We start from the raw sequence: 23,527 nt of genomic DNA on the forward strand, positions 1-23,527 counted from the left end.
ACGCCGCTCTCACCCATAGATGGGGAAGCGGTCGCACAGCTCTTCGACGCGTTGGCGCACGTTCTGTTCCACTTGCGCGTCGCCTTCCTCGCCGCAGCGGCGCAGTCCGTCGAGAACGTCGGCGACCATGTGGCCGATGGCGCGGAACTCTTCCGGGCCAAAGCCGCGTGTGGTGCCGGCGGGCGAACCGACGCGGATGCCGCTGGTTTTGGTGGGTGGCAGCGGATCGTTCGGGATGCCGTTCTTGTTGCAGGTGATGCCCGCACGTTCCAGCGCTTCGTCCGCGTCTTTGCCGGTCACGCCCAGCGGGGTGAGGTCGATCAGCGCGAGGTGCGTGTCGGTGCCGCCCGAGACGATTTCCGCCCCACGTTCCTTCAGCGTAGCAGCCAGAACCTGTGCGTTCTCGACCACCTTCTTGGCATAGTCCTTGAACTCGGGACGCAGCGCTTCGCCGAAGGCCACGGCCTTGGCGGCGATGACGTGCATCAGCGGGCCGCCCTGAAGGCCGGGGAACACCGCCGAATTGATCTTCTTGGCCAACGCCTCGTCATTGGTCAGGATCATGCCCGCGCGCGGTCCGCGCAGCGTCTTGTGCGTCGTCGTCGTTGCGATATGCGCATGCGGGAAGGGCGAAGGGTGGACACCCGCCGCAACCAGCCCGGCAAAGTGCGCCATATCCACGTGCAACAGCGCGCCAACCTGATCCGCAATCGCGCGCATCCAGGCAAAATCGATGATGCGGGGATAGGCGCTGCCGCCCGCGATGATCAACTTGGGCTGATGTTCCTTGGCCAGCGCCTCTACCGCGTCATAGTCGATCAGGTGCGTATCGGGCGTAACGCCGTATTGCACAGCGTTGAACCACTTGCCCGAAAGCGCAGGGCGCGCCCCGTGGGTCAGGTGACCGCCTGCGTCGAGGCTCATGCCCATGATCGTATCGCCCGGCTTTACCGTGGCCAGCAGCACCGCGCCGTTTGCCTGCGCGCCGGAGTGGGGCTGAACGTTGACGAAACCGCAATCGAACAGCTGCTTGGCGCGTTCGATGGCCAGCGTCTCGATCTCGTCCGAAGGCGCACAGCCCTGGTAATAGCGTTTGCCCGGATAGCCTTCTGCATACTTGTTGGTCAGGACCGAGCCCTGCGCTTCCAGCACGGCCTTCGACACGATGTTTTCGCTGGCGATCAGTTCGATCTGCTTTCGCTCACGCGCCATTTCGGCGTCGATCGCCTTGGCAATGGCGGGGTCGGTCGCGGCCAGATCGTCGGTGAAAAAGCCGGGGGCGCGGATCAGGGTTTCGGTGGTCACTGGCGCTGGTTCCCTTAGCAGGCGGGGTTGGAAAGCTTGTCGACTCGGGCGCCATGGCGGCCTCCGCCGAAGTCGGTGGAAAGAAACGCGTCGAGGCAGGCCTTGGCCATGTCCGGCCCGGTCAGGCGCGCGCCCATCGCGATGACGTTGGCATCGTTGTGTTCGCGGGCAAGCGCGGCGGACAGCGGTTCGGATACCAGCGCCGCGCGGCATTTCGGTTCGCGGTTTACGGCGATGGAAATGCCGATCCCTGATCCGCAGAGCGCCACGCCATAATCGGCGGTGCCGTCTGCGACGACAGAGGCCAGCTTGTAGCCATAGTCCGGGTAATCGACCCGGTCGGCGGTGTCGGGGCCAAGGTCGGCGACCTCGTGCCCCTGTTCGATCAGGTATTCGCGCAAGTCGGCCTTGAGGTCGACGGCGGCATGGTCGGATGCGATCGCGATCTTCATGGCGCTGCCCATAGTCGCATGGACAGCCGGATGCCAAGACAAACCGTGCGCGCTTTCCCAAGTCGCGTGGATAGGTGTCAGCGCTTCAGGGCGCTCAAGGCCTTCTCCTCCAGATCGGCCGTCTGCTGTCGTTGATCGAACCGATCAGGCCATTCGTCGAGGTCCGGTTAAGTCCACCCGTGCCTTGGCTAGGTTACCGGCTCTAGATCCGAGACGAAAGCAATTCGATGAAGCTGCAAGATGCCAACGACGGTCCCGCGAACCTGTGGCGCATTGCCGGTTGGACGCTGGCAACTTTTATCCTGCTGGTGCCAGCGGTCGCCATGCGCTTCACACCGGACGTGCGTTGGGATGCCGGCGATTTCGTCGTGATGGCATCGATGCTGCTGGTCGTCGGCGGCGCGATAGAGGGTATTGTGCGTTATGTCCCATCCACCAGCGTGACGAAATGGGGCCTCGCCGCTGCGGCTTTGCTGATCTTCCTTGCCGTCTGGGCCGAACTGTCGGTGGGAATTCTCTTCTAACCCCGCGCCAAAGAAAAACCCCGCCGTAGCGGGGCCTTTCTCTTACTGATCCAGGAACGAGCGCATCTTGCGGCTGCGGCTCGGGTGCTTGAGCTTCCTCAGCGCCTTCGCCTCGATCTGGCGGATACGTTCGCGGGTCACGCTGAACTGCTGACCCACTTCCTCCAGCGTGTGATCGGTGTTCATGCCGATGCCGAAACGCATGCGCAGCACGCGCTCCTCACGCGGGGTAAGCGACGCCAGAACGCGGGTGACGGTTTCCTTCAGGTTCGCCTGAATCGCGGCATCCACCGGGATGATCGCGTTCTTGTCCTCGATGAAATCGCCCAGATGCGAATCTTCCTCGTCGCCGATCGGCGTTTCAAGGGAAATCGGTTCCTTGGCGATCTTCATCACCTTGCGAACCTTTTCGAGCGGCATCGAAAGACGCTCTGCCATTTCTTCCGGCGTCGGTTCGCGGCCCTGTTCGTGCAGGAACTGGCGGCTTGTGCGGACCAGCTTGTTGATCGTTTCGATCATGTGGACCGGGATACGGATCGTGCGCGCCTGATCAGCAATCGAGCGGGTGATCGCCTGACGGATCCACCACGTGGCGTACGTGCTGAACTTGTATCCGCGACGGTATTCGAACTTGTCGACCGCCTTCATCAACCCGATGTTGCCTTCCTGGATCAGGTCGAGGAATTGCAACCCGCGGTTGGTGTATTTCTTGGCGATGGAAATCACGAGGCGCAGGTTCGCCTCCACCATTTCCTTCTTGGCGATGCGCGCCTCACGCTCTGCCTTTTGCACCATGTTCACGATGCGGCGGAATTCGTGCAGCGCCATGCCGGTAGAGCTGGCGATGTCGGCGATCTCGGCGCGAATACGCTCGACCGCGTCGGCTTCCTTCTCGGCGAAGGCAGCCCACTTCTTGTCCTTTTTGGCCATGTCGACCAGCCAGGTATCGTCCAGCTCGCGCCCGACATATTCCTGCAGAAAGTCGGCGCGCTTCACCTTGTGCCGTTCGGCAAGGCGCAGCATCTGGCCGCCAAGCGCGGTCAGGCGGCGATTGTACGAATAGAGGTTGTCGACCAGCCCTTCGATCTTCGCGGCGTGGAACTGCACCGATTCCACCTCGGCGGTCAGGTCTTCACGCAGCTTCTCGTACTTGGCTTCCTTGGCGGCGGGGAAATCCTCGCCACGGCCCATCGCCTCGACACGTTCGTCCTGCAGCTTTTCAAAGCTCTGGAACAGCTTGGTAATGCGGGCGAAGCGTTCCAGCGCATCGGGCTTGAGCGCGGCCTCCATCTGGGCGAGCGAGAGGGTGTTGTCCTCTTCGTCGTCCTCTTCACGGCGGCGCGAGGAGCCTTCCTCGCCGTCTTCACCGTCGGCGCTTTCCTCTTCCTCGTCGTCGTCATCGTCCTCTTTATAGGACGGGCCGGCGGTCTCTTCGGAGATTTCGCCGTCGCCATCGTCCTCGTCGTTGAGGTTTTCGGGCGCGGGTTCCTTGGAAAGCATGGCGTCGAGATCGAGAATCTCGCGCAGCTGCATTTCCTCGTTATTCAGCGCTTCGGACCACTGGATAATGGCGTGGAAGGTGATCGGGCTTTCGCAAAGGCCCATGATCATCATGTCGCGGCCAGCCTCGATCCGCTTGGCGATGGCGATCTCGCCCTCGCGGCTCAGCAGTTCGACGGCGCCCATCTCGCGCAAGTACATGCGCACGGGGTCGTCGGTCCGCTCGACCGTTTCCTTCTTCTTGGCCGGGGCCTTGTTTTCCTTGGCCGAAGAAGGGCTGTCGTCGTCGTCGCTATCGTCGCTGCCGCCGATTTCGTCGGGGCCGTCGTTATCGCCGTCGTTGTCGTCGCTTTCCGAATCGTCGTCGCTCTCGACGATCTGCACGCCCATATCCGAAAGCGCGGACTGAATGTCCTCGATCTGGTCGGAGCTCATCTCGCCAGAGGGCAGCGCCTCGTTCAGCTCGTCATAAGTGATCACGCCGCGCTTTTTCGCGCGAGCGATCAGCTTCTTGATGGAGGCTTCGTTGAGATCGATCAGCGGTGCATCGCCGCTTTCGGTCTTGTCGCTCTTCGTCGCCATTGGCTAATTTTTATCCCGTATACCTGTGTCAGCGTCCCGAAATCGGTTCATTCAGGCCGCCGCATCCGCGCGCGAAGCCGCCATTTGCACAAGACGGCGCTCAAATTCCAGCTTTCGTTTCAGCAAACGCTGTTGTTCTGCCCAAGAACCGTCAGGATCCTCGGCGAACCGGGCGGTTGCCTGTGCCAGTGCAGCCTCTATCGCTGGCTTCTCAACCAGCAGATCGATTGCCTGCACCAGTTCTCGCGTGGCCTCGGGCTCGCTCGTGCAGTCGGTCAAAAAGGCAAATTTCATGCCGCCGATTGCGTCCCTGTCGGGCAGGGCCAGTCCACGTTTCGCCAATATGGCCGCAATTTCCGCAGGTTCAAGCGCCTTGCGATCAGCTGTGGGCAGGAATTTTCGCGTCTCGGCAAATTCCAGCATCGCGTCGAGCAATCGCGACTGGTCAAGGTCGTCGGGGTGCAGACCTGCAAGGCGGTCAACCTCTGCCTCCAGCGCCGCGGGATGGCGGGTGAGACCGGTCAGGACCGCCGCGATCAGGCGTGCGCGCGCAGCGGCTGGGTTCAGTTGGCGGAGGCGCGGGGAAGGGGCGGTCCGCTGCTGAAACAAAGGCCGGCGGTCGAACTTGCCGGATTTGAAGGGGGCGCGTTCCTCGCGCTTTGGAAACGCGAACGCGCCATAGCGATCAAGTAACTCGCGGCGATAGAGCGAGCGGATGTCGGGGTGCTGGATCGTCTCGGTATGCTGGATCAGCCGCTCTTTAAGGCCCGCCTTGTCCTCTGGTGTGCGCAGCGGAGCGGCTGCGTGCTCGACACGCCAGATCGCATCGACAAGGCTTTCGCCCTTGGCCAGAACCGATTCCATCGCGCTCGTCCCATCGCGGCGGATCAGGTCATCGGGGTCCAGCCCCTCTGGCAAAGTCACAATCGACAGCGAATGCCCCGGCCTCAGCATCGGCAGCGCCCGCGTGATCGCCCGCATCGCCGCGCGCTGGCCCGCGCTGTCGCCGTCGAAACAGAGCACCGGCACCGGCACCAGCTTCCAGATCAGCTCCAGCTGGTTCTCCGTCAGCGCGGTGCCCATCGGCGCGACTGCTTCGCCCATTCCGGCGGCGGCCAGCGCGATCACGTCCATATAGCCTTCGACCACGACGATTCGGTCGGAACCGCGCGAAGCCGCCGCCGCGCGGTGCAGGTTATAAAGCGTGCGCCCCTTGTCGAAGACCGGCGTGTCCGGACTGTTCAAATATTTCGGTGCGTTGGGAACGTCGGCAAGGATGCGCCCGCCAAATGCGATCACCCGCCCGCGCCGGTCCTGAATGGGCAGCATCAACCGCCCCCGGAACCGGTCGTATGGGTCTTTCCCCTCGACCGAGATCAGCAAGCCCGCCTCGATCAGCATTTCTTTCGGAAAGCCCGACAGCGCCTCTGCAATCGCGCCGCGCGAATCGGGGGCATAGCCAAAGCCGAACTCTCGGATCGTCGCGGCGGATACCCCGCGCCGTTCCAGATAGGCCCGCGCCTGGGCCCCTGCAGGTCCGGCCAGCTGGTCCACGAACCACGCCTGCGCCGCCGCCATCACGTCGTGCAGCGATGCGCGCTGTTCCGCCGCCTTGGCCATGCGCGGATCGGGGGCAGGCACTTCCATCCCGGCCTCTGCCGCCAGTTCCTTCACCGCGTCCATGAAGGGCATGCCGCGCTGTTCGGTCATCCAGCGAATCGCATCGCCATGCGCGCCGCAGCCGAAGCAGTGGTAGAAACCCTTTTCGTCGTTGACGGTGAAGCTGGGCGTCTTCTCGTTATGGAACGGGCAACACGCCTTCCACTCCCGCCCCGCCTTGGTCAGCCGTGTCGTTCGCCCGATCACACCCGAAAGCGTGATCCGCGTTCGCAGTTCGTCCAGCCATTGGGGAGAAAGCGCCATCCCCGGAAGGTATTACGAAAGAGACGCTTTGACGAGGGCGCTGGCCTTGCTCATGTCAAGCTGTGCACCGTGGCGTGCCTTTAGCTCTGCCATGACCTTGCCCATGTCCTTCATGCCGGTGGCGCCGAGGTCGGTTTTGATCGCCTCGATCGCGGCCTTCGTCTCTCCCTCGCCCATCTGCTGCGGCAGGAACTCTTCGATCACGGCCAGTTCGGCTTCTTCGGCTGCGGCCAGTTCCTCGCGCCCGCCGTCGCGGTACATGGTGATCGATTCGCGGCGCTGCTTGCCCATCTTTTGCAGGACCTCGATGATCATCGCGTCGTCGTCCGCCGGGGTCTCACCGGTGCGCAGTTCGATGTCGCGATCCTTTACCTTGGCAAGGATCAGGCGCACGGCAGCCAGCCGTTCCTTGTCCTTGGCCTTCATGGCATTGATCTGGGCGGCTTTCAGGTCGTCGCGAAGCATGATTTCGTCCTGCGGGTTCGATGATTACGGTGTGCGGGGCAGATAGGGCGGGAAAAGGCAAAAAGAAACAGGCCTGCCAGCCTTGACGCTGCGCCGCACCATGTCTAGCCGTGGCGCCTTAACACACATCGCCGGATTCACCGCTGTAACGGAGCGCCTTTTTTATGGCCGACGCCGCCCCTTCGCACGCGCCTCAACCAAAAGACGCAACCGCCGTCATCGTCTTTGCCGACGGGCATGTCGCATGGGGCAGGGGGTTCGGGGCCACGGGCGAAGCCGTTGGCGAACTGTGCTTTAACACCTCTATGACCGGTTATCAGGAAGTGATGACGGACCCCAGCTATGCGGGTCAGTTCGTCTGTTTCACGTTCCCGCACATCGGCAACGTCGGCACCAACCCCGACGACGTAGAGGGTCTGTGCGATTCGGCGCTGGGCTGCGTGGTGCGAGAGGACGTGACCGATCCGTCGAACTTTCGCTCTATGGGCGACCTGCCGAACTGGATGGCGGAAAAGGGCAAGATCGGCATCGCTGGGCTGGATACCCGCGCGCTGACCCGCCGTATCCGCATTCAGGGCGCACCCAACGTGGTGATCGCGCATAGCCCCGACGGCAAGTTCGACCTGAAGGCGCTGCACGCCAAGGCGCAGGAGTGGCCGGGGCTGGAAGGCATGGACCTTGCCAAGACCGTGGCGCGTTCGTGTCATGAGGACTGGACCGGCGGCCACTGGACGCTGGGGCAGGGCTATGACCAGCCGGGCGCAGACGGTCGCCCGCATGTCGTGGCGATGGATTTCGGCGCGAAGGACAACATCTTCCGCAACCTTGTGAAGGCGGGTGCGAAGGTGACCGTGGTGCCGGCAGAGGCGACCTATGACGACATTATGGCGCTGAAACCCGATGGCGTGTTCCTGTCGAACGGCCCCGGCGATCCGGCGGCGACAGGCGTCTACGCGGTCCCGGTGATCAGGGCGCTGCTGGATGCGGACGTGCCGCTGTTCGGCATCTGCCTTGGCCACCAGATGCTGGCGCTGGCCGCCGGGGCAAAGACCGCGAAGATGTTCCAGGGCCACCGCGGGGCGAACCACCCGGTGCAGCGCGTTGGCGGCGTTTGGGGCGAGACCGAGGGTCTGGTCGAGATCACCAGCATGAACCACGGCTTCGCGGTCGACGGCGACACGCTGCCCGAAAATGTGATCGAGACGCACAAGTCGCTGTTCGACGGGACCAACTGCGGCATCGCGATCAAGGGCAAGAAGGCGTTCGGCGTGCAGTATCACCCTGAAGCCAGTCCGGGGCCGCAGGACAGTTTCTACCTGTTCGAGAAGTTCGTGGCCGATCTCTGATGGCAGAGTTCGATCCCGCAAGGTGGAACAAGGTCTGGGAAGCAGATCTCGATGTGTTGCGGAGTCTCCGTGAAAACGGCGACATCGCGCATATCCCCCGCGAGATCGACGTTTCGTTTCGTGGTGACATGGAAACGCTAGAGCGTCTGGCCGCAGCGAGTTCGCAATACGGTTTCGACCTCCTCGAACTTAAGCGCGATGAAGATGGCCTACCATGGCTGTTTCTTGTTCGCACACAGAAAGCCGACGAAGAGGCCATCCGTGGCCTGACCGAGACATACCTCCAGATTGAAGACAGCTTTGGCGTCGAATGCGACGGTTGGGGCTGCGTTGGACAAACGGAAGAATAAATGCCCAAACGCACTGACATCTCGTCCATCCTCATCATCGGCGCAGGCCCGATCATCATCGGTCAGGCGTGCGAGTTCGATTATTCGGGCACGCAGGCGGTCAAGGCGCTGAAGGAGGAGGGCTACCGGGTCATCCTGGTGAACTCCAACCCCGCCACGATCATGACCGATCCGGAAATGGCCGACGCGACTTATGTCGAGCCGATCACCCCCGAATTCGTCGAGCGCGTGATCGCCAAGGAACGCCCCGATGCCCTGCTGCCCACGATGGGCGGACAAACCGCATTGAACACCGCGCTCAAGCTTTTCGAGAACGGAACGCTTGAAAAGTACGGCGTGAAGATGATCGGCGCGGATGCCGATGCCATCGACAAGGCCGAAAACCGCCAGCGGTTCCGCAAGGCAATGGACAAGATCGGGCTGGAATCGGCGCGTTCGGGCGTTGCCAATACGGTAGAAGAGGCGTTCGCGGTGCTCGAACACACGAACCTGCCGGCGATCATCCGCCCGTCCTTCACGCTTGGCGGCACCGGCGGCGGGATCGCCTACAACAAGGCCGAGTTCGACAAGATCGTGCGCGAGGGCCTCGACGCGAGCCCCACCACCGAAGTCCTGATCGAGGAATCGCTGCTCGGCTGGAAAGAATACGAGATGGAAGTCGTCCGCGACCGCAAGGACAACTGCATCATAATCTGCTCTATCGAAAACGTGGACCCGATGGGCGTCCACACCGGCGATTCCATTACCGTTGCGCCAGCCATGACGCTGACCGACAAGGAATACCAGATCATGCGCACCGCGTCGCTGAACGTGCTGCGCGAAATCGGCGTCGAAACCGGCGGTTCGAACGTGCAGTTCGCGGTGAACCCCGAAGACGGGCGGCTGATCGTGATCGAGATGAACCCCCGCGTGTCGCGTTCCTCGGCGCTGGCGTCGAAGGCCACCGGCTTCCCCATCGCGCGCGTCGCGGCAAAGCTGGCCGTGGGCTATACGCTGGACGAAATCACCAACGAGATCACCGGGGCGACCCCCGCCAGCTTCGAACCGACGATCGATTACGTCGTCACCAAGATCCCGCGCTTTGCCTTTGAAAAGTTCAAGGGTGCGGAGCCGAAGCTGGCCACCGCGATGCGCAGCGTGGGTGAGGTTATGGCCATCGGTCGCAACCAGAAGGAATCGCTGCAAAAGGCGCTGCGCGGGCTTGAGACGGGCCTTGACGGATTCAACCGGATTGCCGAGCTGGAAGGCGCGAACAAGGACGTGATAACCGCGCGTCTGGCCGAACGGACGCCCGAACGGCTGCTGATCGTGGCGCAGGCCTTCCGCGAAGGCATGACGCAGGACGAAATCCACGCGATCACGCAGTACGACCCGTGGTTCCTGTCGCACATCCGCCAGATTATCGAGGAAGAGACCCGCATCGTCGAAAACGGCGTTCCGGGCGATGCCGCGGGCCTGCGCCGGTTGAAAGCGATGGGCTTTTCCGACAAGCGCCTCGCCACGCTGGCGGTCCGCTCCATCGGCGTGGCCGGCGGCATGGGCGAAACCCAGGCGAAGCGTTCGGGCCTGCTGCACGATACGCTGCGCGCGATGGCGGGCGGCACCTCGGAAGAGGAAATCCGCAAGCTGCGCCACAAGCTGGGCGTGCGCCCGGTGTTCAAGCGCATCGACAGCTGCGCCGCCGAGTTCGAGGCGATTACCCCCTACATGTACTCGACGTACGAGGCTCCGCTGTTCGGAGAGGCGGAGAACGAGGCCGACCCGTCGGATCGCAAAAAAGTCGTCATCCTTGGTGGCGGACCGAACCGAATCGGGCAGGGAATCGAGTTCGACTATTGCTGCTGCCACGCGTGCTTCGCGCTGAACGAGGTTGGTTATGAGACGATCATGATCAACTGCAACCCGGAGACGGTTTCGACCGACTACGACACGTCGGACCGGCTCTATTTCGAGCCGCTGACGACCGAGGACGTGCTGGAAATTCTCGCCGTAGAGATGTCGAACGGCACGCTGCACGGCGTGATCGTGCAGTTCGGCGGTCAGACCCCGCTGAAACTGGCGCAGGATCTTGAGGATGCGGGGATTCCGATCCTTGGTACCAGCCCCGATGCCATCGACCTTGCCGAAGACCGCGAACGCTTTGCCAAACTGGTCAACAAGCTGGGCCTGAAACAGCCCGCCAACGGCATCGCGCGCAGCCAGGAAGAGGCGCGTGGGATCGCGGCGCAGATCGGCTATCCGGTGCTGATCCGCCCGTCCTACGTGTTGGGCGGTCGCGCGATGGAAATCGTGGACAGCGAAGCGCAGCTTGACGAGTACATGGAAACCGCCGTGCGCGTGTCGGGCGACAGCCCCGTGCTGATCGACCAGTACCTGCGCGATGCCATCGAATGCGATGTCGACGCGCTGTGCGACGGCACCGACGTGGTGGTTGCTGGCGTGATGCAGCACATCGAGGAAGCGGGCGTTCACTCGGGCGATTCCGCCTGTTCGCTGCCGCCTTACAGCCTGTCCGACGATATCGTGGCAGAGATGGAGCGGCAGGCCGACGCTTTGGCCCGCGCGTTGAAAGTCGTGGGCCTGATGAACATTCAGTTCGCGATCAAGGACGGCCCGGAAGGACAGCAAGTCTACCTGATCGAGGTTAACCCGCGCGCATCGCGCACCGTTCCCTTCGTCGCCAAGGCCATCGGCGATCCCATCGCCAAGATCGCCGCGCGCGTCATGGCTGGCGAAAAGCTGGCCAACCTGCCCAAGATCAAGCGCAAGGTCGATCACATCGCGGTGAAAGAAGCGGTGTTCCCATTCAACAAGTTCCCGGGCACCGATCCGGTCCTGTCGCCCGAAATGAAGTCCACCGGCGAAGTCATGGGCATCGACACCGACTTCACCGCCGCCTTTATCAAGAGCCAGCTTGGCGCAGGCGCGCTGTTGCCCGAAAAGGGCGAGCTGTTCGTTTCGGTGAAGGACAGCGACAAGGAACACATTCTGCCAGCCGTCAAAAAGCTGGCCGATAACGGGTTCTCCATCGTCGCCACCGGCGGCACGCAGAAGTTCCTGGCCGACAACGGCGTGGACGTTCAGCGGGTGAATAAGGTGGCCGAAGGGCGCCCGCATATCGTGGACCGGATCATCGACGGCGACGTGCAGTTGATCTTCAACACGACCGAGGGTTGGCAGAGCCTGAAGGACTCCGCCTCGATCCGTCAGGCCGCGCTGGAGGCGAAGGTTGCGATCTACACGACGGCGGCTGCCGCCATCGTCGCGGCGGACGCAATCGCGGCCCAACGTGGCGGCACGCTTGAAGTGCGATCGCTTCAGTCTTATTATGGCTGACCGGTAGCGTTTTTCCCTCAGATCAGGCTTCCCGGCGTACCCGACCCCTAACAGGGCGGGGGCGGCGGCAAGTTTGACCCTGCCGGGCGTCGCGACGACGGCAAAACGCGTTGAAGGATTGAAGGTTTATGGCGAGTATCGAAAAGGTCCCAATGCTGGCCGAAGGCTATGAAAAGCTGACGGCTGACCTCAAGGCGCTGCGCGAGGAACGCCCCCGCGTGGTCGACGCCATCGAGGAAGCACGCGCCCATGGCGACCTGTCTGAAAACGCCGAGTATCACGCTGCGAAAGAGCGTCAGGGCCAGATCGAAGCGACGATTTCCGATCTGGAAGACCGCATCAGCCGCGCGCAGATCATCGACCCGACTTCTCTGTCGGGCGACAAGATCGTGTTCGGTGCAACCGTGACCCTGCTGGATGACGACGAAAAGCCGGTAAAATACCAGATCGTCGGCCAAACAGAAGCGGACGCCAAGAAGGGCCGCATCAGTTACAACAGCCCGCTGGGCCGTGCACTGATTGGCAAAAAGGTCGATGACGAGATCGAGGTGACCGTGCCTTCAGGCGACCGCTTCTACCTCGTCCAGAAGATCGAGTTCATCTGACGCCAGCGGCAGCGTATGGTACGAAGGACCCCGCAAGGCCCGTGCCGTGCGGGGTTCTTCGTTTGCGGCTATCAGCCTTCCAGATCAGGCTGAAGCAGTTTGTGCAGATGGACGATAACGTACTTCATCTCGGCATCGTCAACCGTGCGCTGGGCATTGGCGCGCCATGCTTCCTCGGCGCTGGCATAATCGGGAAAGACACCGACGAGATGGACCGAAGGAAGGTCGGCGAAATCGAGCGAACGCGGATCGGTGACCCGGCCACCCATCACAAGATGCAGCTTCTGCGTCATGAGAAGGGCTCCATAACAGTTGAGGGAGTGACCGCTCCGCCATTGAAGTCGGCCAATTCGCGACCCTCTAAACGAAAATCGGCCCGGCGCAAGGGATGCACCGGGCCGACGTTCGTCTAATAGAAACTATGGGCGATCAGCGCTTGATCTTACCCGCCAGCGACTGGGCCTGCGAAGCGGTAGCCTGACCCGCGCGCTTTACGCTGTTCAGCACGGAAACGCCCGTATCGCTTGCGCTATCGGCAAGGTTACCGCTGGCGGCTGCAAAGCTCTCGCCGATCTCGCCCAGCTTTTCCTGGCTTGCCTCGGCAGCTTCCTCGGCCATCGTCATCATCTTCGACCCATAAGTCGCGGCCAGTTCGGCGACGAGGCCGCCCAGTGCCAGCGTGCTCTTGCGCAGCTTGCGGCTCGGTTTGCCGGGCAGGGCATAGGCGATGGCGACGCCGGCTGCGATCGCGCCGCTGATGGCGATGACCGGGTGTTCTTTCACAAAGGCCTTCGCACCACCCGCAGCCGCCTTGGCCTGCTCGCTTGCCTTGGCCCGGGCTGGGGCGGTGCGTTCGGCAAGGCGGGCCTGCGCAGCGGAAACGCGTTCGGACAGCGTCTGCGGCTCGGGCGTGGTTTCGACGACAACGACCGGAACGTCGTTGGCGGGGGTGTCATTGATCGGGGTGGGTTGCGGGTCGGTCATGGCGGTCATGTCCTCTGGATCGAATGTGGGGACCGGGCCTGATCCCGGTTCAACTGTTTCTTTGTAAAACCAATGCAGCGAACGGCCTGAGGTTCCGCCGATCAATCGGCCTGCGCATCCTCTGCGGTGTCTTGCGGTTCTGGCTCGGCTTCCTCGTGCTCGGCTTCCTCGTCAGGCGTATCTCCGCCCGAACCGAAGACCGAGGCGGCAAAGGCCATTAGCGGCTTGCGCAGCAGCCATCCGGTCAGCGCCAGACCGCCTGCTGTTGCGATCACTTTATGATTGCTGGCCGCATCGGCGGCTTCTTCGGCCATGTATTTGCCGTCTTCGACAAGTCGCGTTGCCACACGCTTTCCCAGCGACGCGGCATCGAGGTCCGCTTTAACAAGGTCCTTCTGCGTGTCGAACACATCGCGCGCGGCGCGGCGCAGGCGTTTTGCTTCGATGACTTCGGACTCGGTCATGCCTCATCCTCCGACAAGACGGCTTTCAACCGGTTCAAACGCGACTTTCCCTTGGAAACGAAGATGAGTGCAACGATTACCAGCGCCCCGGTAACGACAGCAGTCGAACCCCAGTACGTGATGATCTGTCCCAAGGCGAGAACCAGCCCGACGACCAGCGCCATGACAGCGAAAAACGCGAGAACCCCCGCAATGGCGAAGTTGGTCGCAATCTTGCGGCCTTCGTTGGCGCCATAGATGGCGCGTTTCTTGTGAAAATCGATCTCGGCTTCGGCCAGCAAACGTCCGTCCGAAACGAGCGCCTTGATGTCGTCGGCCAAGGACCGGTCGGCGACGCCTTCGTCGCCGACCGGGCTTGCGGTATCATATCGGGTGCTATCCAGCATGCCCCCCTGTTCCCGTGATGCGTGCTGCTCGTATTACTTAGAGCGGAAGAGGCGGGCCAGCAGGAAGCCTGCGCCGACTGCGACCGCAACCGCGGTACCCGGGCTCTTACGCACCATCTCGCGCGCATCTTCGCCCAGTTCGTCTAGGCTCTTGGCATCCAGCTTGGCGGCATTGCGCTCAAGGCTGGCGGCGGCAGAGCGGGCATAGTCGCCATACTTCACGCCCAGCTTTTCATCCAGCGTGGTCGCGTTGTCGGTGGCGAAACGGCCCAGCGATACCATCGCCTCGCTCGTCTTGCCCTTGGTTTCAACGGCCAGTTCGGCGGCCTTGCTCTTTGCCTGTTCGCTATAGGCGTTGAAGTCGGCCTTCAGCTGGTCGCCTTTTTCACCGGCACGCCCCTTATAGGTGTCGCCCTTGACCTTGGCGTCGGCCTTGAAAGCGCCTGCCTTTTCCATCGCTTCGGCCTTTAGCGCGGCTGCACCGGCCTTGGCTTCGTCAAGAGCCTTGGAGAAATGCCCCTTCGCTTCGGCGCGATTGGTGGACACCGGCTCTACGGGGGTCGTGGGTTCGATCGGTTCGGCCATGGTTTCCATCTTTCTTCCTGACTCCGCCCGCGGACCGGGCGGCTTTGGTTTGAATGCGTCTACGGGAAGAGCGATCTTCCTCCCTTTCGTGGCAATAACGGCGGTTGCCAGCGATTGTTCCGCATTCTAGGGCGCGAGCGTAACACAGACGCGCGACTTTCGCGCGCCCATTAATCACTCGCCAAGTACCTGACAAAAAGGGGCACCAGACCATGACCGCCATCATCGACATCCACGGCCGTGAAATCCTTGACAGCCGCGGCAACCCGACGGTGGAAGTGGACGTTTTGCTTGAAGACGGATCCATGGGTCGCGCCGCCGTTCCCTCTGGTGCCTCGACCGGCGCGCACGAAGCCGTCGAACTGCGCGACGGGGACAAGACGCGTTACTTGGGCAAGGGCGTGCTGAAGGCCGTCGATGCCGTGAACGACGAGATTTCGGAGGCGCTGATCGGTCTCGACGCCGAAGACCAGCGTGACATCGATCTGGCCATGATTGCGCTGGATGGCACAGAGAACAAGGCGCGGCTTGGTGCGAACGCGATCCTCGGCACCTCGCTGGCCGTGGCCAAGGCTGCGGCAAATGCGCGCGGACTGCCGCTCTACAGCTACGTTGGCGGGGTTCACGCTCATGTCTTGCCGGTGCCGATGATGAACATCATCAATGGCGGCGAACATGCCGACAACCCGATCGATTTTCAGGAATTCATGGTCATGCCGGTCGGCGCGGAATCGCTGGCCGATGCGGTGCGCTGGGGCGCGGAAATTTTCCACACTCTGAAGAAGGGCCTGTCTGAAAAGGGTTTGGCCACGGCGGTGGGTGACGAGGGCGGCTTTGCCCCCAACCTTGCCAGCACGCGCGATGCGCTCGACTTCATCATGCAGTCGATCGAAAAGGCTGGTTTCAAGCCGGGCGACGACATCGTCCTCGCGCTCGATTGCGCCAGCACCGAGTTCTTCGCCGACGGTCGCTATGACATCGCGGGCGAGGGTCTTTCGCTGACCGGCGTCGAAATGGCCGACTATCTGGCCGACCTGTGCGACGCCTATCCGATCTGGTCGATCGAGGATGGCATGGCCGAAGACGATTTCGAAGGCTGGAAGGCGCTGACCGACAAGGTCGGACACAAGGTCCAGCTGGTTGGCGATGACTTGTTCGTGACCAATCCAAAGCGGCTGAACTTGGGCATCGGGCAGGGCCTGGCCAATTCGCTGCTGGTCAAGGTCAACCAGATCGGCACGCTGACAGAGACGCTGGAGGCGGTTTCGATTGCGCAGCGGCACAAGTACACCGCCGTCATGTCGCACCGTTCGGGCGAGACTGAGGACAGCACCATTGCCGACCTCGCCGTCGCGACCAACTGCGGTCAGATCAAGACCGGATCGCTCGCCCGGTCGGACCGGTTGGCCAAGTACAACCAGTTGATCCGTATCGAGGAAGAGCTGGGCGCATCGGCATTCTATGCCGGGACCAGCGCGTTTAACGTGAAGCCGTAAGGCGACCCGCCCCAAAGCGGGAAGGTTCATCCGGGGGTAATTGCGAAGCGGCGAAAACCTGCCTAGAAGGCAGGTGCGCCACTTTTCTGCCACAAATTCCCCCGGGGTCCCTTTGCGTCCAGCCTTCTTCGCCTTGCCCGCCGTGCTGTTGGCATCGCTGGGCCTTGTGACCGCCTGTTCATCGGGGCGAGAGGACGCGCGTCAGCCGTTGCAGGGAACTGCCATCGGCATCTCGGTCGAAGCAATCGATACGCGTGTCGATCCGGGCGACGACTTCTATAACTATGCCAACGGCAGCTGGATCGCATCGACTGAAATCCCGGCGGACAAGACCAGCGTGGGCGCATGGTCGTTCGCCTATGACCGTACGCAACAACGCCTGCAAACGATGGTCGAGGAGCTGGCCGGGCAACCGCAGGACGACGGCACGCCAGAGGCGCTGATCGCGCGCTATTACCGCGCGTTCACCGACACCACCGCGATTGACGGGGCGGGGATGGAGCCTGTGCAGCGCGATCTGGATCGGTTTGCAAAGATCGAGAGCGTGACGGACCTGTCGCGCGTGATCGGCGAACAATTGCGCGCCGATGTCGATCCGTTCAATTATACCGATTTCGACACCGCAAACCTGTTCGGCCTGTTCGTGTCGAAACCGCTGACCGGCGACGCAATGACGCCCTATCTGCTGCAAGGTGGGCTGGGAATGCCGGATCGTATCTACTACGTGTCGGATACACCGGAAATGCAAGCGAACCGCACGGCCTATCGTGCCTATATCGCGCGGGTTTTCCGGCTGTCGGGCTTTGACCGGCCCAATGCGCGGGCGCAGGCGGTGCTCGATCTGGAAACCAAGATCGCACAGGCGCACATGACCCGGATCGAGAGCTACGACCTTGCCGCGCGAGGCTCTCAGTGGGAGGGCGCGGATTTCGCCCGCCGCGCGCCAGGCATGGACTGGGACGCGTTTTTCAGGGCATCGGGTTTGCAGGACGCGGGCACGTTTTCCGTTTTTCATGAGCGCGCCATTCCGGCCCTGTCGAATCTGGTCGCATCTGAGCCGTTGGATGCGTGGAAGGACTGGCTGGCGTTCCACCAGATCGACGAACACGCAGATGTCATGCCGCGTCCGATACGCGTCGCTCACTTCGAATTCGCGGACAAACGGCTTGCTGGCAGAGAGCAACAGCGTCCGCGGAGCGAACTGGCGATCCGGGCGATGCGTCCGATCCTCGGCGATGCTTTGGGTGCGGTCTATGTCGCGCGGCATTTCCCCGAAGAACAGCGCCGCGATGTAGAGATCATGGTCGAACGTATTCGCGAGGCGTTCGAGGTTCGGCTTCAGGCGAGCGACTGGATGGCCCCCGAAACGCGTGACGCCGCGGTCGAAAAGGTTCGCACGATGGTCGTCGGCATTGGCCAGCCCAAGGCACCCGATGACTATACGGGTCTGACATTCCGTGGCCGGAGCGCCTACGGCATGACCATCGCGGCGGAAAAGGCGGCGACCCGGCGGCAACTGGCCAAGATCGGCAAGCCGGTGGATCGCGACGAATGGTGGCTTTCCGCGCACGAGATCAATGCGCTGAACCTGCCGGTGCAGAACGCGATGAACTTCCCCGCCGCCTTCATGCAGCCGCCGCAGTACGACCCCGAAGCCGACGCCGCATTCAATTACGGCGCGCTGGGCGCGACCATCGGGCACGAAATCGTGCACGGCTTCGACGACGTCGGCGCGGAATTCGACCAGAACGGCGAGATGCGGAATTGGTGGACCCCTGCCGACAAGGCGGAATTCAAACGCCGGGGACAGAAGCTGGCCGATCAGTTCTCCGCCTATCGCCCGTTCCCGGACCTGCAGATCAACGGCAACCTGACGCTTTCGGAAAACATCGCCGATCTCGTCGGTTTACAGGCAGCCTACGATGCCTATCGCGCCTCGTTGGGTGGCAAGGAACCGCCAGTGATAGAGGGCTTTACCGGCGATCAGCGCTTCTTTATCGCCTTTGCGCAAAGTTGGGCGGACAAGACGCGCGACAAGGTGCTGCGTGACCAGATCCAGTCAGACGGCCATGCGCCCGACCGCTATCGCGCGCAGACGGTGCGCAATATAGATGCGTGGTACCGTGCTTTCGATGTTGAGAAGGGTGAGGCGCTCTACCTCTCGCCCGAAGAGCGGGTGACGATCTTCTGATCGCCGCCCGCCGGGTTAATCAGGCCGCGAACCGCGACTGAAGCGCCAACAGCGCAACCGCAGCCTTCGCCGCCTCGCCGCCCTTGTCTTTTTGCCTACGGTCGGCACGGACCAATGCCTGTTCTTCGTTTTCGACCGTCAGGATGCCGTTGCCGATGGCGATGCCGTCCATGGTCAGCGCCATTATGCCCCGTGCGCTCTCGCCCGCGACGATCTCGAAGTGATATGTCTCGCCGCGGATCACCACGCCGATAGCGACATAGCCATCGTACTGGCCGCTCTCGGCCGCAAGTGCGATCGCCCCCGGGATTTCCAGCGCGCCCGGTACGGTCAGAACGTCGGCGGAATGGCCCTCTGCCTCCAGCGCGGTGCGCGCTCCGTCGATCAGCATGTCGTTCAGGTGGTCGTAGAAGCGGGCTTCGACGATAAGGAAGCGGGCCATCGCGGCTCTCCGGATATCAAGAGGCAAGGGCGGATCAGCCCTCGATCGGGCGTTCGCCTACGATGGAAAGCCCATAGCCTTCAAGCGCGACGAGCGAATGGTGTGAATTCGTCAGAAGGATCATCTGGTGCACGCCCAACTCGGTCAGGATCTGGGCGCCCGCGCCATAATCGCGCAGTTCGTCCATCTCGGGCGGCGCGATCTTGCCCGAATGCGCCTGAAGCAGCGTGGACCAGATGCGACGACGATAGCGGTTGATGATGACGACGACACCCGCGCCTTCGTCCGCGATCATCTTCATCGATCGGGCAAGTTGACCGCTGCGTTCGACCTCTTCGGCAAGCACTTCGTCAAGGAAGTTGAGCGCGTGCATGCGGACCAGCGTCGGCTTGTCCGGGTCGATGTGGCCCAGCGTCATCGCCAGCGTCTCGTCACCAGTCGCCTTGTTATAGAAAGCGTAAACGGTCCAGCTTCCGCCGTGCATGCTCTTGATGCGGGTTTCACCGCGTTGTTCGACAAGATGGTCGTTCTGGCGGCGATAGGCGATCAGGTCGCGGATCGTGCCAATCTTCAGGTCGTGCTTGCGGGCGAATTCGATCAGGTCATCCATACGGGCCATCGTCCCGTCATCCTTCATGATCTCGCAGATCACGCCCGACGGGTTCAGGCCAGCAAGGCGGGAAATGTCCACCGCTGCCTCTGTATGGCCGGCGCGGACCAGCACACCGCCATTGCGCGCGACCAGTGGGAAGACATGGCCCGGCGTGACGATATCGTCCGCACCGCGCGACGAATCGATGGCGACGGTGATCGTGCGCGAACGGTCCGCCGCGCTGATCCCGGTGGTAACGCCTTCGCGCGCCTCGATTGAGGTGGTGAAAGCGGTTTCGTGCCGGGTCCGGTTGTTGCGGCTCATCAGTTCGAGGCCAAGCTGGTCTACCCGGTCTTTGGTCATGGCGAGGCAGATCAACCCGCGACCATGCGTGGCCATGAAATTAATTGCCGCAGGCGTCGCCATCTGCGCGGGGATGATCAGGTCGCCTTCGTTCTCGCGATCCTCGTCGTCGACAAGGATGAACATCCGGCCATTGCGTGCCTCGTCGATAATTTCTTCGGGCGAGGACAGGATGGGCCGATCGTTGCGCTTGTCGAGGAAAGCGGCAAGCTTTGCCAGAGTGTCCGACGTGGGGTTCCACGTAGGCGCCGTGCAATCGCGCAAGCTGTTGGCATGAAGTCCGGCGGCGCGGGCAATCGCGGCGCGGGGCATGGTTCCTTCAAGGACGAGGGCCTTGATTCGATCCTGAATCGATTCGGTTTGGGTATTCATGATTGCGGTCATACACATTAAAATGTGCCACGCAAGCTGGCATCACATTGTGATGTTCGCGCTGGTTCCGGACCTCTCAAAAACGAGAAAACCCCGCACGATGGCGGGGTTTTCAAATTGCAATCCGGATCGGATCAGCGCGTAACAATGAACCAGTTCAGCGCATTCAGGATGTCGTCGAGAAATCCTTTGTTCTGCTTTTTCATAAGAGGCCTCCGTTCTTGAGGGCCTCACGTTAACCATAAAATCGTGGTTAATAAAGCGTTAATTTCTCTGGAGGGGTCTCTGCCTGCTGGTCCAGCATTTCAAGAACGGAGACCAATGGCTGGGGTCTACCGAAGAAGTATCCTTGCCCGATCTCGCACCCAAGCTCAGACAGAATGACGCGATCGTCTTCGGTCTCGATACCTTCGGCCACCAATCGCATGCCCGAACGGTTTGTGGTCTGTGCGAGGGCGCCGATCACCATTCGTGCCCGATCGCTGTGCTGGGCCAGCACGACAAAGCTTCGATCGATCTTCAGTTCGTCGCAAGGCAGCGCAACCAGCAGCGACAGGTTGGCCTCGCCTGTCCCAAAGTCGTCGAGTGCGATGTGGAACCCCCGAGATTGCAATTTCCCGAGATTGTTTGCGGCGCGATCAAGGTCTGGAATCTTGGCGGTCTCGGTCACTTCGATAGTAATTGCTTCGGGCCGACCCCCGCTCGCCAAGACGTTTTCTTCGATGAATGCGGGGAAGTCGTCATCGGCGATCATCGTAGCCGAGACATTGACGCTGATGCGAAGCCCCTCGCGCTCGAAACTGCGCGAGGCGCGCGCAGCCAGCCGCAAAGTATGCGCGGTCAGGGGCTTGAGGCGACCAGCGCGCTCGATTTGGGGGATGAACTGGGACGGGCTGATGACGCCGCGTTCGGGATGCCGCCACCGGACAAGTGCCTCGCAACCAACCAGCGAGCCGTCGGCAAACGACCGTTGCGGTTGATAAAGCAGGTAAATCTGTTCTCGCTTGATAGCGGCATCGAGAGAAGCGAGAAGCGACAATTGCCAATTGGCATCGAAGCCGTCTTGCTCGCTGACAAAAGCAATCTGGGTCCGCCGTGTCGCTGCTTGCTCAGCGGCGACGACCGTTGCGCTGATCGCCTGTCTCGCTTTGCCGATCTCGCAATCGAGCAACCCGAAAGACGCACTGAAATCTAGGGTTCGGTCACCGATCCTGATAGGCGAATTGGTCAGGGCGAGCAGGCCCGCGACGTGGCTGCGGGCATGCTCCAGATCGTCGAACCATGCGAAATGGCCAGTAGTATCGGTGTAAATTCGGTTCGAGCCGCCGATGGACAGCCGCTGACCGATCTGACGGACGAAAATCGAATGGCTTGCCGGTTCGAGACTTGCGAGGATCGCTTCGTAATTCTCGATCTTGGCAACCACCAGCCGCCCCTGACGAGCCGCGTAATCGTCTTCCAAAGCATGAAAATTTGGCAGACCGCTCAGCCGTTCCATCCCGGCGGCGCGCTCCATCCATGCAGCCCGAGCACGAAAAGCCAGATACAGCAGAAGAAGTACGATGCCATTGCCGGTTGGGACAATGACACCAAACGGCGCCAAAATGTACGGAAGGAAAAACAGGGCAAGGCCGCAAACGAGGTAAAGTTTACGCCGCTCTTGTCGGCGCATGAAGATCGCAAATGCAATGACGATGAAAGGCAGCAAGGTGGACGCGGTTAGATCGACTGCAACCGGGGGGCCTGCCGAAAGAGTTTCTGCCGCGAGGATAGCCACATAAATCGTCGGAAGGCCGAGTTTTGTCGGGATCAGAACGAGATCGTCTTCGGTGTTCGCAGCCGCCGATATGACAACCCGCTTTCCGGAAATCGACGATCGGGCATCAGGTGCGTTCTCAAGCTGGAGTAGCGACTCGACCGGCAGATCCTCTGTCCGGTACCGATAGTCGATTGGGAAAGCGCCCGGTTGCTGCGATGCTCCAGAGATTGCGAATGCAAAGGTGTCGTACTTTTCTTCGCCGATTTCGTATGGGGAAACGCCGCTTACGACGAAACCGAACAACGAAACCTGATTAGCGTCGACGGTTTCGTGCACTCCGGGAAACGAGGCGCGCCGATCCATGCGGAGGCCGATGCTTTTTTCGTTCGTCCCAAAGCCGGGGGGCCAACCGATGGTGACGGGCGACCTGCTCCGGGCGATGGCTTCCGCAAGGGCGGGAATGCCCACATCGTTTTCGCTGAAGCGTCCCTCGATGAAAATAGCCTCCGCACCAGCATCGGATGCGATGCGAACGGCCTCGGCCTGCCGCTGTGCGACGGTTCGGTCCGAAAAAAAGTTCGGGGTATCGATATCGATCAGTACGATCTTTCCCGAAGGCTGTCGGGGATCGACAAGGGCCGCGAAGGAGCGCGGTAGAAGCTCTATGGCATAAGGCACCGCCAAGGTTTGCAGAAGAACCATGCCGAACAGGGCTGCGGCAAGTTGCCACAGGCGCGTCTTGGTGCCCCTGTGGGCCGAGGCGAAAGGAAAGGCGAAATCCGGACGTTTCACCCGGTGGGCATTACATGAAAGTGGTTAACTTTTCGCTGCATGACCGGCCATCGCCATATGCGTTGAAATGCGCGGCCTGATGGTTAACGGCAGAGACACGCTTTTTTATCAGGTTGGGCTGGGCGTCGGCCCAGCTGCCGGGTCGCTGCTTTCCGGTACCGGGTCGTCTTCTAATTCGGGTGGCTCGATCGTAACGTCGACACGGCGGTTCTTGGCGCGACCCTCTTCGTGGGGCGTTCCGTCCAGCTTGGCATTCGGGGCGATGGGTCGCATCTCTCCGATACCGATAATCTCGATATTTTCAGAACTTGCGCCCTGTTCCTCAAGCGCATCGGCAACAGCCTGCGCCCTGCGCTCCGATGCCTTCAGGTTCGCACGGTCGTTGCCCACCGAATCCGTGTGGCCGCGCAGCACGATCAGGCCGCCCATTTTGAACTGCTCCGACGTTACGATTTCGGCCACGGCCTCCTCGGCTGCTTCGGACAGCAAATAGCCGCCTTCCGCAAATGGCACGGTTATTTCCAGCGGCTTCATCGGCAGATCATCGACAACAGGCTTTGGCGATTCGCGCAGGATCGAGATGGGAGAGGGTGTCGGTTCCGGCGTTGGCGTGACGACCGTTTCCGGCTCCGGTTCCTGACTGTTACAGGCGGTCAGCGTCAATGATGCGAGTAGCACGGGGCCGATCAGGGTGGCGGGGTTCCTCATGGTAT

Annotated in this window: 21 protein-coding genes; 7 read left to right on the forward strand and 14 right to left on the reverse strand. The window is 61.7% G+C overall.

Going from position 1 to position 23,527, the window contains the following annotated elements; genetic code table 11:
- Window positions 1–9: 9 nt before the first annotated feature.
- Window positions 10–1,305 (reverse strand): serine hydroxymethyltransferase, encoded by a 1,296-nt coding sequence (gene glyA / locus AB433_RS06940; protein WP_047820464.1) that lies wholly within the window; start codon window positions 1,303–1,305, stop codon window positions 10–12.
- Window positions 1,306–1,319: 14 nt separating this feature from the next.
- Entirely contained in the window at window positions 1,320–1,757 is a 438-nt protein-coding gene (gene rpiB, locus AB433_RS06945; protein ID WP_047823522.1) for a ribose 5-phosphate isomerase B, read from the reverse strand.
- A gap of 227 nt (window positions 1,758–1,984) precedes the next feature.
- Between rpiB and AB433_RS06950 the strand changes: the two genes are divergently transcribed.
- A complete protein-coding gene (locus AB433_RS06950; RefSeq protein WP_047820465.1) occupies window positions 1,985–2,281 on the forward strand; it encodes a hypothetical protein in 297 nt (98 codons plus the stop codon).
- 42 nt (window positions 2,282–2,323) lie between these two features.
- Here the strand turns inward: AB433_RS06950 and rpoD are convergent, their stop codons facing one another.
- Genes rpoD through AB433_RS06965 form a run of 3 tightly spaced genes read right to left on the reverse strand, consistent with a single transcriptional unit; the run spans window position 2,324 to window position 6,751 of the window.
- Window positions 2,324–4,363: an RNA polymerase sigma factor RpoD gene (rpoD, locus tag AB433_RS06955; protein ID WP_047820466.1), complete on the reverse strand. Its 2,040-nt coding sequence runs from the start codon at window positions 4,361–4,363 to the stop codon at window positions 2,324–2,326.
- 51 nt (window positions 4,364–4,414) lie between these two features.
- Window positions 4,415–6,286, reverse strand: coding sequence for a DNA primase (gene dnaG / locus AB433_RS06960; protein ID WP_047820467.1), 1,872 nt, complete (start codon window positions 6,284–6,286; stop codon window positions 4,415–4,417).
- Window positions 6,287–6,298: 12 nt separating this feature from the next.
- The gene (locus tag AB433_RS06965) at window positions 6,299–6,751 is read right to left on the reverse strand and encodes a GatB/YqeY domain-containing protein (RefSeq protein ID WP_047820468.1); all 453 of its coding nucleotides are present in this window, start codon (window positions 6,749–6,751) and stop codon (window positions 6,299–6,301) included.
- Window positions 6,752–6,915: 164 nt separating this feature from the next.
- On the opposite strand from AB433_RS06965, the gene carA reads away from it, so the two are divergent.
- From carA to greA, 4 genes are all read left to right on the forward strand, one after another.
- Entirely contained in the window at window positions 6,916–8,097 is a 1,182-nt protein-coding gene (gene carA / locus AB433_RS06970; protein WP_047820469.1) for a glutamine-hydrolyzing carbamoyl-phosphate synthase small subunit, read from the forward strand.
- Entirely contained in the window at window positions 8,097–8,447 is a 351-nt protein-coding gene (locus tag AB433_RS06975; protein WP_047820470.1) for a ribonuclease E inhibitor RraB, read from the forward strand. The genes carA and AB433_RS06975 overlap by 1 nt, the downstream gene beginning before the upstream one ends.
- Window positions 8,448–11,783, forward strand: a complete 3,336-nt coding sequence (carB, locus tag AB433_RS06980; RefSeq protein ID WP_047820471.1) for a carbamoyl-phosphate synthase large subunit — start codon at window positions 8,448–8,450, stop codon at window positions 11,781–11,783.
- 128 nt (window positions 11,784–11,911) lie between these two features.
- A complete protein-coding gene (gene greA, locus AB433_RS06985) occupies window positions 11,912–12,388 on the forward strand; it encodes a transcription elongation factor GreA (protein ID WP_047820472.1) in 477 nt (158 codons plus the stop codon).
- A 71-nt stretch (window positions 12,389–12,459) separates the two neighbouring features.
- On the opposite strand, the gene AB433_RS06990 is transcribed toward greA, so the two are convergent.
- The 5 genes from AB433_RS06990 to AB433_RS07010 all read right to left on the reverse strand — a co-directional run bounded on the left by AB433_RS06990 (window position 12,460) and on the right by AB433_RS07010 (window position 14,816).
- Window positions 12,460–12,681 carry a DUF4170 domain-containing protein gene (locus tag AB433_RS06990; RefSeq protein WP_047820473.1) on the reverse strand — a complete coding sequence of 74 codons (222 nt, stop codon included), beginning with the start codon at window positions 12,679–12,681 and terminating at the stop codon, window positions 12,460–12,462.
- A gap of 136 nt (window positions 12,682–12,817) precedes the next feature.
- A complete protein-coding gene (locus AB433_RS06995; RefSeq protein ID WP_156170710.1) occupies window positions 12,818–13,372 on the reverse strand; it encodes a hypothetical protein in 555 nt (184 codons plus the stop codon).
- Between the two features lie 101 nt (window positions 13,373–13,473).
- Window positions 13,474–13,836, reverse strand: a complete 363-nt coding sequence (locus AB433_RS07000; protein ID WP_047820475.1) for a hypothetical protein — start codon at window positions 13,834–13,836, stop codon at window positions 13,474–13,476.
- Window positions 13,833–14,222 (reverse strand): phage holin family protein, encoded by a 390-nt coding sequence (locus AB433_RS07005; RefSeq protein ID WP_047820476.1) that lies wholly within the window; start codon window positions 14,220–14,222, stop codon window positions 13,833–13,835. The genes AB433_RS07000 and AB433_RS07005 overlap by 4 nt, the downstream gene beginning before the upstream one ends.
- Window positions 14,223–14,255: 33 nt before the next feature.
- Window positions 14,256–14,816 (reverse strand): hypothetical protein, encoded by a 561-nt coding sequence (locus tag AB433_RS07010; RefSeq protein ID WP_245626606.1) that lies wholly within the window; start codon window positions 14,814–14,816, stop codon window positions 14,256–14,258.
- Between the two features lie 203 nt (window positions 14,817–15,019).
- Here AB433_RS07010 and eno point away from each other — a divergent pair, with 203 nt between their 5' ends.
- Window positions 15,020–16,303: a phosphopyruvate hydratase gene (gene eno / locus AB433_RS07015; RefSeq protein ID WP_047820477.1), complete on the forward strand. Its 1,284-nt coding sequence runs from the start codon at window positions 15,020–15,022 to the stop codon at window positions 16,301–16,303.
- A gap of 112 nt (window positions 16,304–16,415) precedes the next feature.
- A complete protein-coding gene (locus tag AB433_RS07020; protein WP_245626607.1) occupies window positions 16,416–18,494 on the forward strand; it encodes a M13 family metallopeptidase in 2,079 nt (692 codons plus the stop codon).
- Window positions 18,495–18,513: 19 nt separating this feature from the next.
- On the opposite strand, the gene ribH is transcribed toward AB433_RS07020, so the two are convergent.
- The 4 genes from ribH to AB433_RS07040 all read right to left on the reverse strand — a co-directional run bounded on the left by ribH (window position 18,514) and on the right by AB433_RS07040 (window position 23,522).
- Window positions 18,514–18,936 carry a 6,7-dimethyl-8-ribityllumazine synthase gene (gene ribH / locus AB433_RS07025; RefSeq protein ID WP_047820478.1) on the reverse strand — a complete coding sequence of 141 codons (423 nt, stop codon included), beginning with the start codon at window positions 18,934–18,936 and terminating at the stop codon, window positions 18,514–18,516.
- A gap of 34 nt (window positions 18,937–18,970) precedes the next feature.
- Complete coding sequence (gene ribB / locus AB433_RS07030) at window positions 18,971–20,263, reverse strand: 3,4-dihydroxy-2-butanone-4-phosphate synthase (RefSeq protein ID WP_047823527.1); 1,293 nt, start codon at window positions 20,261–20,263, stop codon at window positions 18,971–18,973.
- Between the two features lie 253 nt (window positions 20,264–20,516).
- Complete coding sequence (locus AB433_RS07035; protein WP_183309168.1) at window positions 20,517–22,385, reverse strand: EAL domain-containing protein; 1,869 nt, start codon at window positions 22,383–22,385, stop codon at window positions 20,517–20,519.
- 537 nt (window positions 22,386–22,922) lie between these two features.
- Window positions 22,923–23,522 (reverse strand): OmpA family protein, encoded by a 600-nt coding sequence (locus tag AB433_RS07040; RefSeq protein ID WP_053059033.1) that lies wholly within the window; start codon window positions 23,520–23,522, stop codon window positions 22,923–22,925.
- Window positions 23,523–23,527: the final 5 nt, after the last annotated feature.

The organism is Croceicoccus naphthovorans, assembly GCF_001028705.1.
Taxonomy (GTDB): Bacteria; Pseudomonadota; Alphaproteobacteria; order Sphingomonadales; family Sphingomonadaceae; genus Croceicoccus; species Croceicoccus naphthovorans.

Excerpts from the sequence above, each read along its gene's own strand:
- AB433_RS06950 (WP_047820465.1), top strand. The coding sequence starts at position 1,985 with ATGAAGCTGCAAGATGCCAACGACGGTCCCGCGAACCTGTGGCGCATT.
- carA (WP_047820469.1), top strand. The coding sequence starts at position 6,916 with ATGGCCGACGCCGCCCCTTCGCACGCGCCTCAACCAAAAGACGCAACC.
- AB433_RS07005 (WP_047820476.1), bottom strand. The coding sequence starts at position 14,222 with ATGCTGGATAGCACCCGATATGATACCGCAAGCCCGGTCGGCGACGAA.
- rpoD (WP_047820466.1), bottom strand. The coding sequence starts at position 4,363 with ATGGCGACGAAGAGCGACAAGACCGAAAGCGGCGATGCACCGCTGATC.
- dnaG (WP_047820467.1), bottom strand. The coding sequence starts at position 6,286 with ATGGCGCTTTCTCCCCAATGGCTGGACGAACTGCGAACGCGGATCACG.
- AB433_RS07000 (WP_047820475.1), bottom strand. The coding sequence starts at position 13,836 with ATGACCGAGTCCGAAGTCATCGAAGCAAAACGCCTGCGCCGCGCCGCG.
- greA (WP_047820472.1), top strand. The coding sequence starts at position 11,912 with ATGGCGAGTATCGAAAAGGTCCCAATGCTGGCCGAAGGCTATGAAAAG.
- AB433_RS06995 (WP_156170710.1), bottom strand. The coding sequence starts at position 13,372 with ATGACCGACCCGCAACCCACCCCGATCAATGACACCCCCGCCAACGAC.
- AB433_RS07035 (WP_183309168.1), bottom strand. The coding sequence starts at position 22,385 with ATGGATCGGCGCGCCTCGTTTCCCGGAGTGCACGAAACCGTCGACGCT.
- ribH (WP_047820478.1), bottom strand. The coding sequence starts at position 18,936 with ATGGCCCGCTTCCTTATCGTCGAAGCCCGCTTCTACGACCACCTGAAC.
- AB433_RS06975 (WP_047820470.1), top strand. The coding sequence starts at position 8,097 with ATGGCAGAGTTCGATCCCGCAAGGTGGAACAAGGTCTGGGAAGCAGAT.
- AB433_RS06965 (WP_047820468.1), bottom strand. The coding sequence starts at position 6,751 with ATGCTTCGCGACGACCTGAAAGCCGCCCAGATCAATGCCATGAAGGCC.
- rpiB (WP_047823522.1), bottom strand. The coding sequence starts at position 1,757 with ATGAAGATCGCGATCGCATCCGACCATGCCGCCGTCGACCTCAAGGCC.
- AB433_RS07040 (WP_053059033.1), bottom strand. The coding sequence starts at position 23,522 with ATGAGGAACCCCGCCACCCTGATCGGCCCCGTGCTACTCGCATCATTG.
- ribB (WP_047823527.1), bottom strand. The coding sequence starts at position 20,263 with ATGAATACCCAAACCGAATCGATTCAGGATCGAATCAAGGCCCTCGTC.
- AB433_RS07010 (WP_245626606.1), bottom strand. The coding sequence starts at position 14,816 with ATGGAAACCATGGCCGAACCGATCGAACCCACGACCCCCGTAGAGCCG.
- carB (WP_047820471.1), top strand. The coding sequence starts at position 8,448 with ATGCCCAAACGCACTGACATCTCGTCCATCCTCATCATCGGCGCAGGC.
- eno (WP_047820477.1), top strand. The coding sequence starts at position 15,020 with ATGACCGCCATCATCGACATCCACGGCCGTGAAATCCTTGACAGCCGC.
- AB433_RS06990 (WP_047820473.1), bottom strand. The coding sequence starts at position 12,681 with ATGACGCAGAAGCTGCATCTTGTGATGGGTGGCCGGGTCACCGATCCG.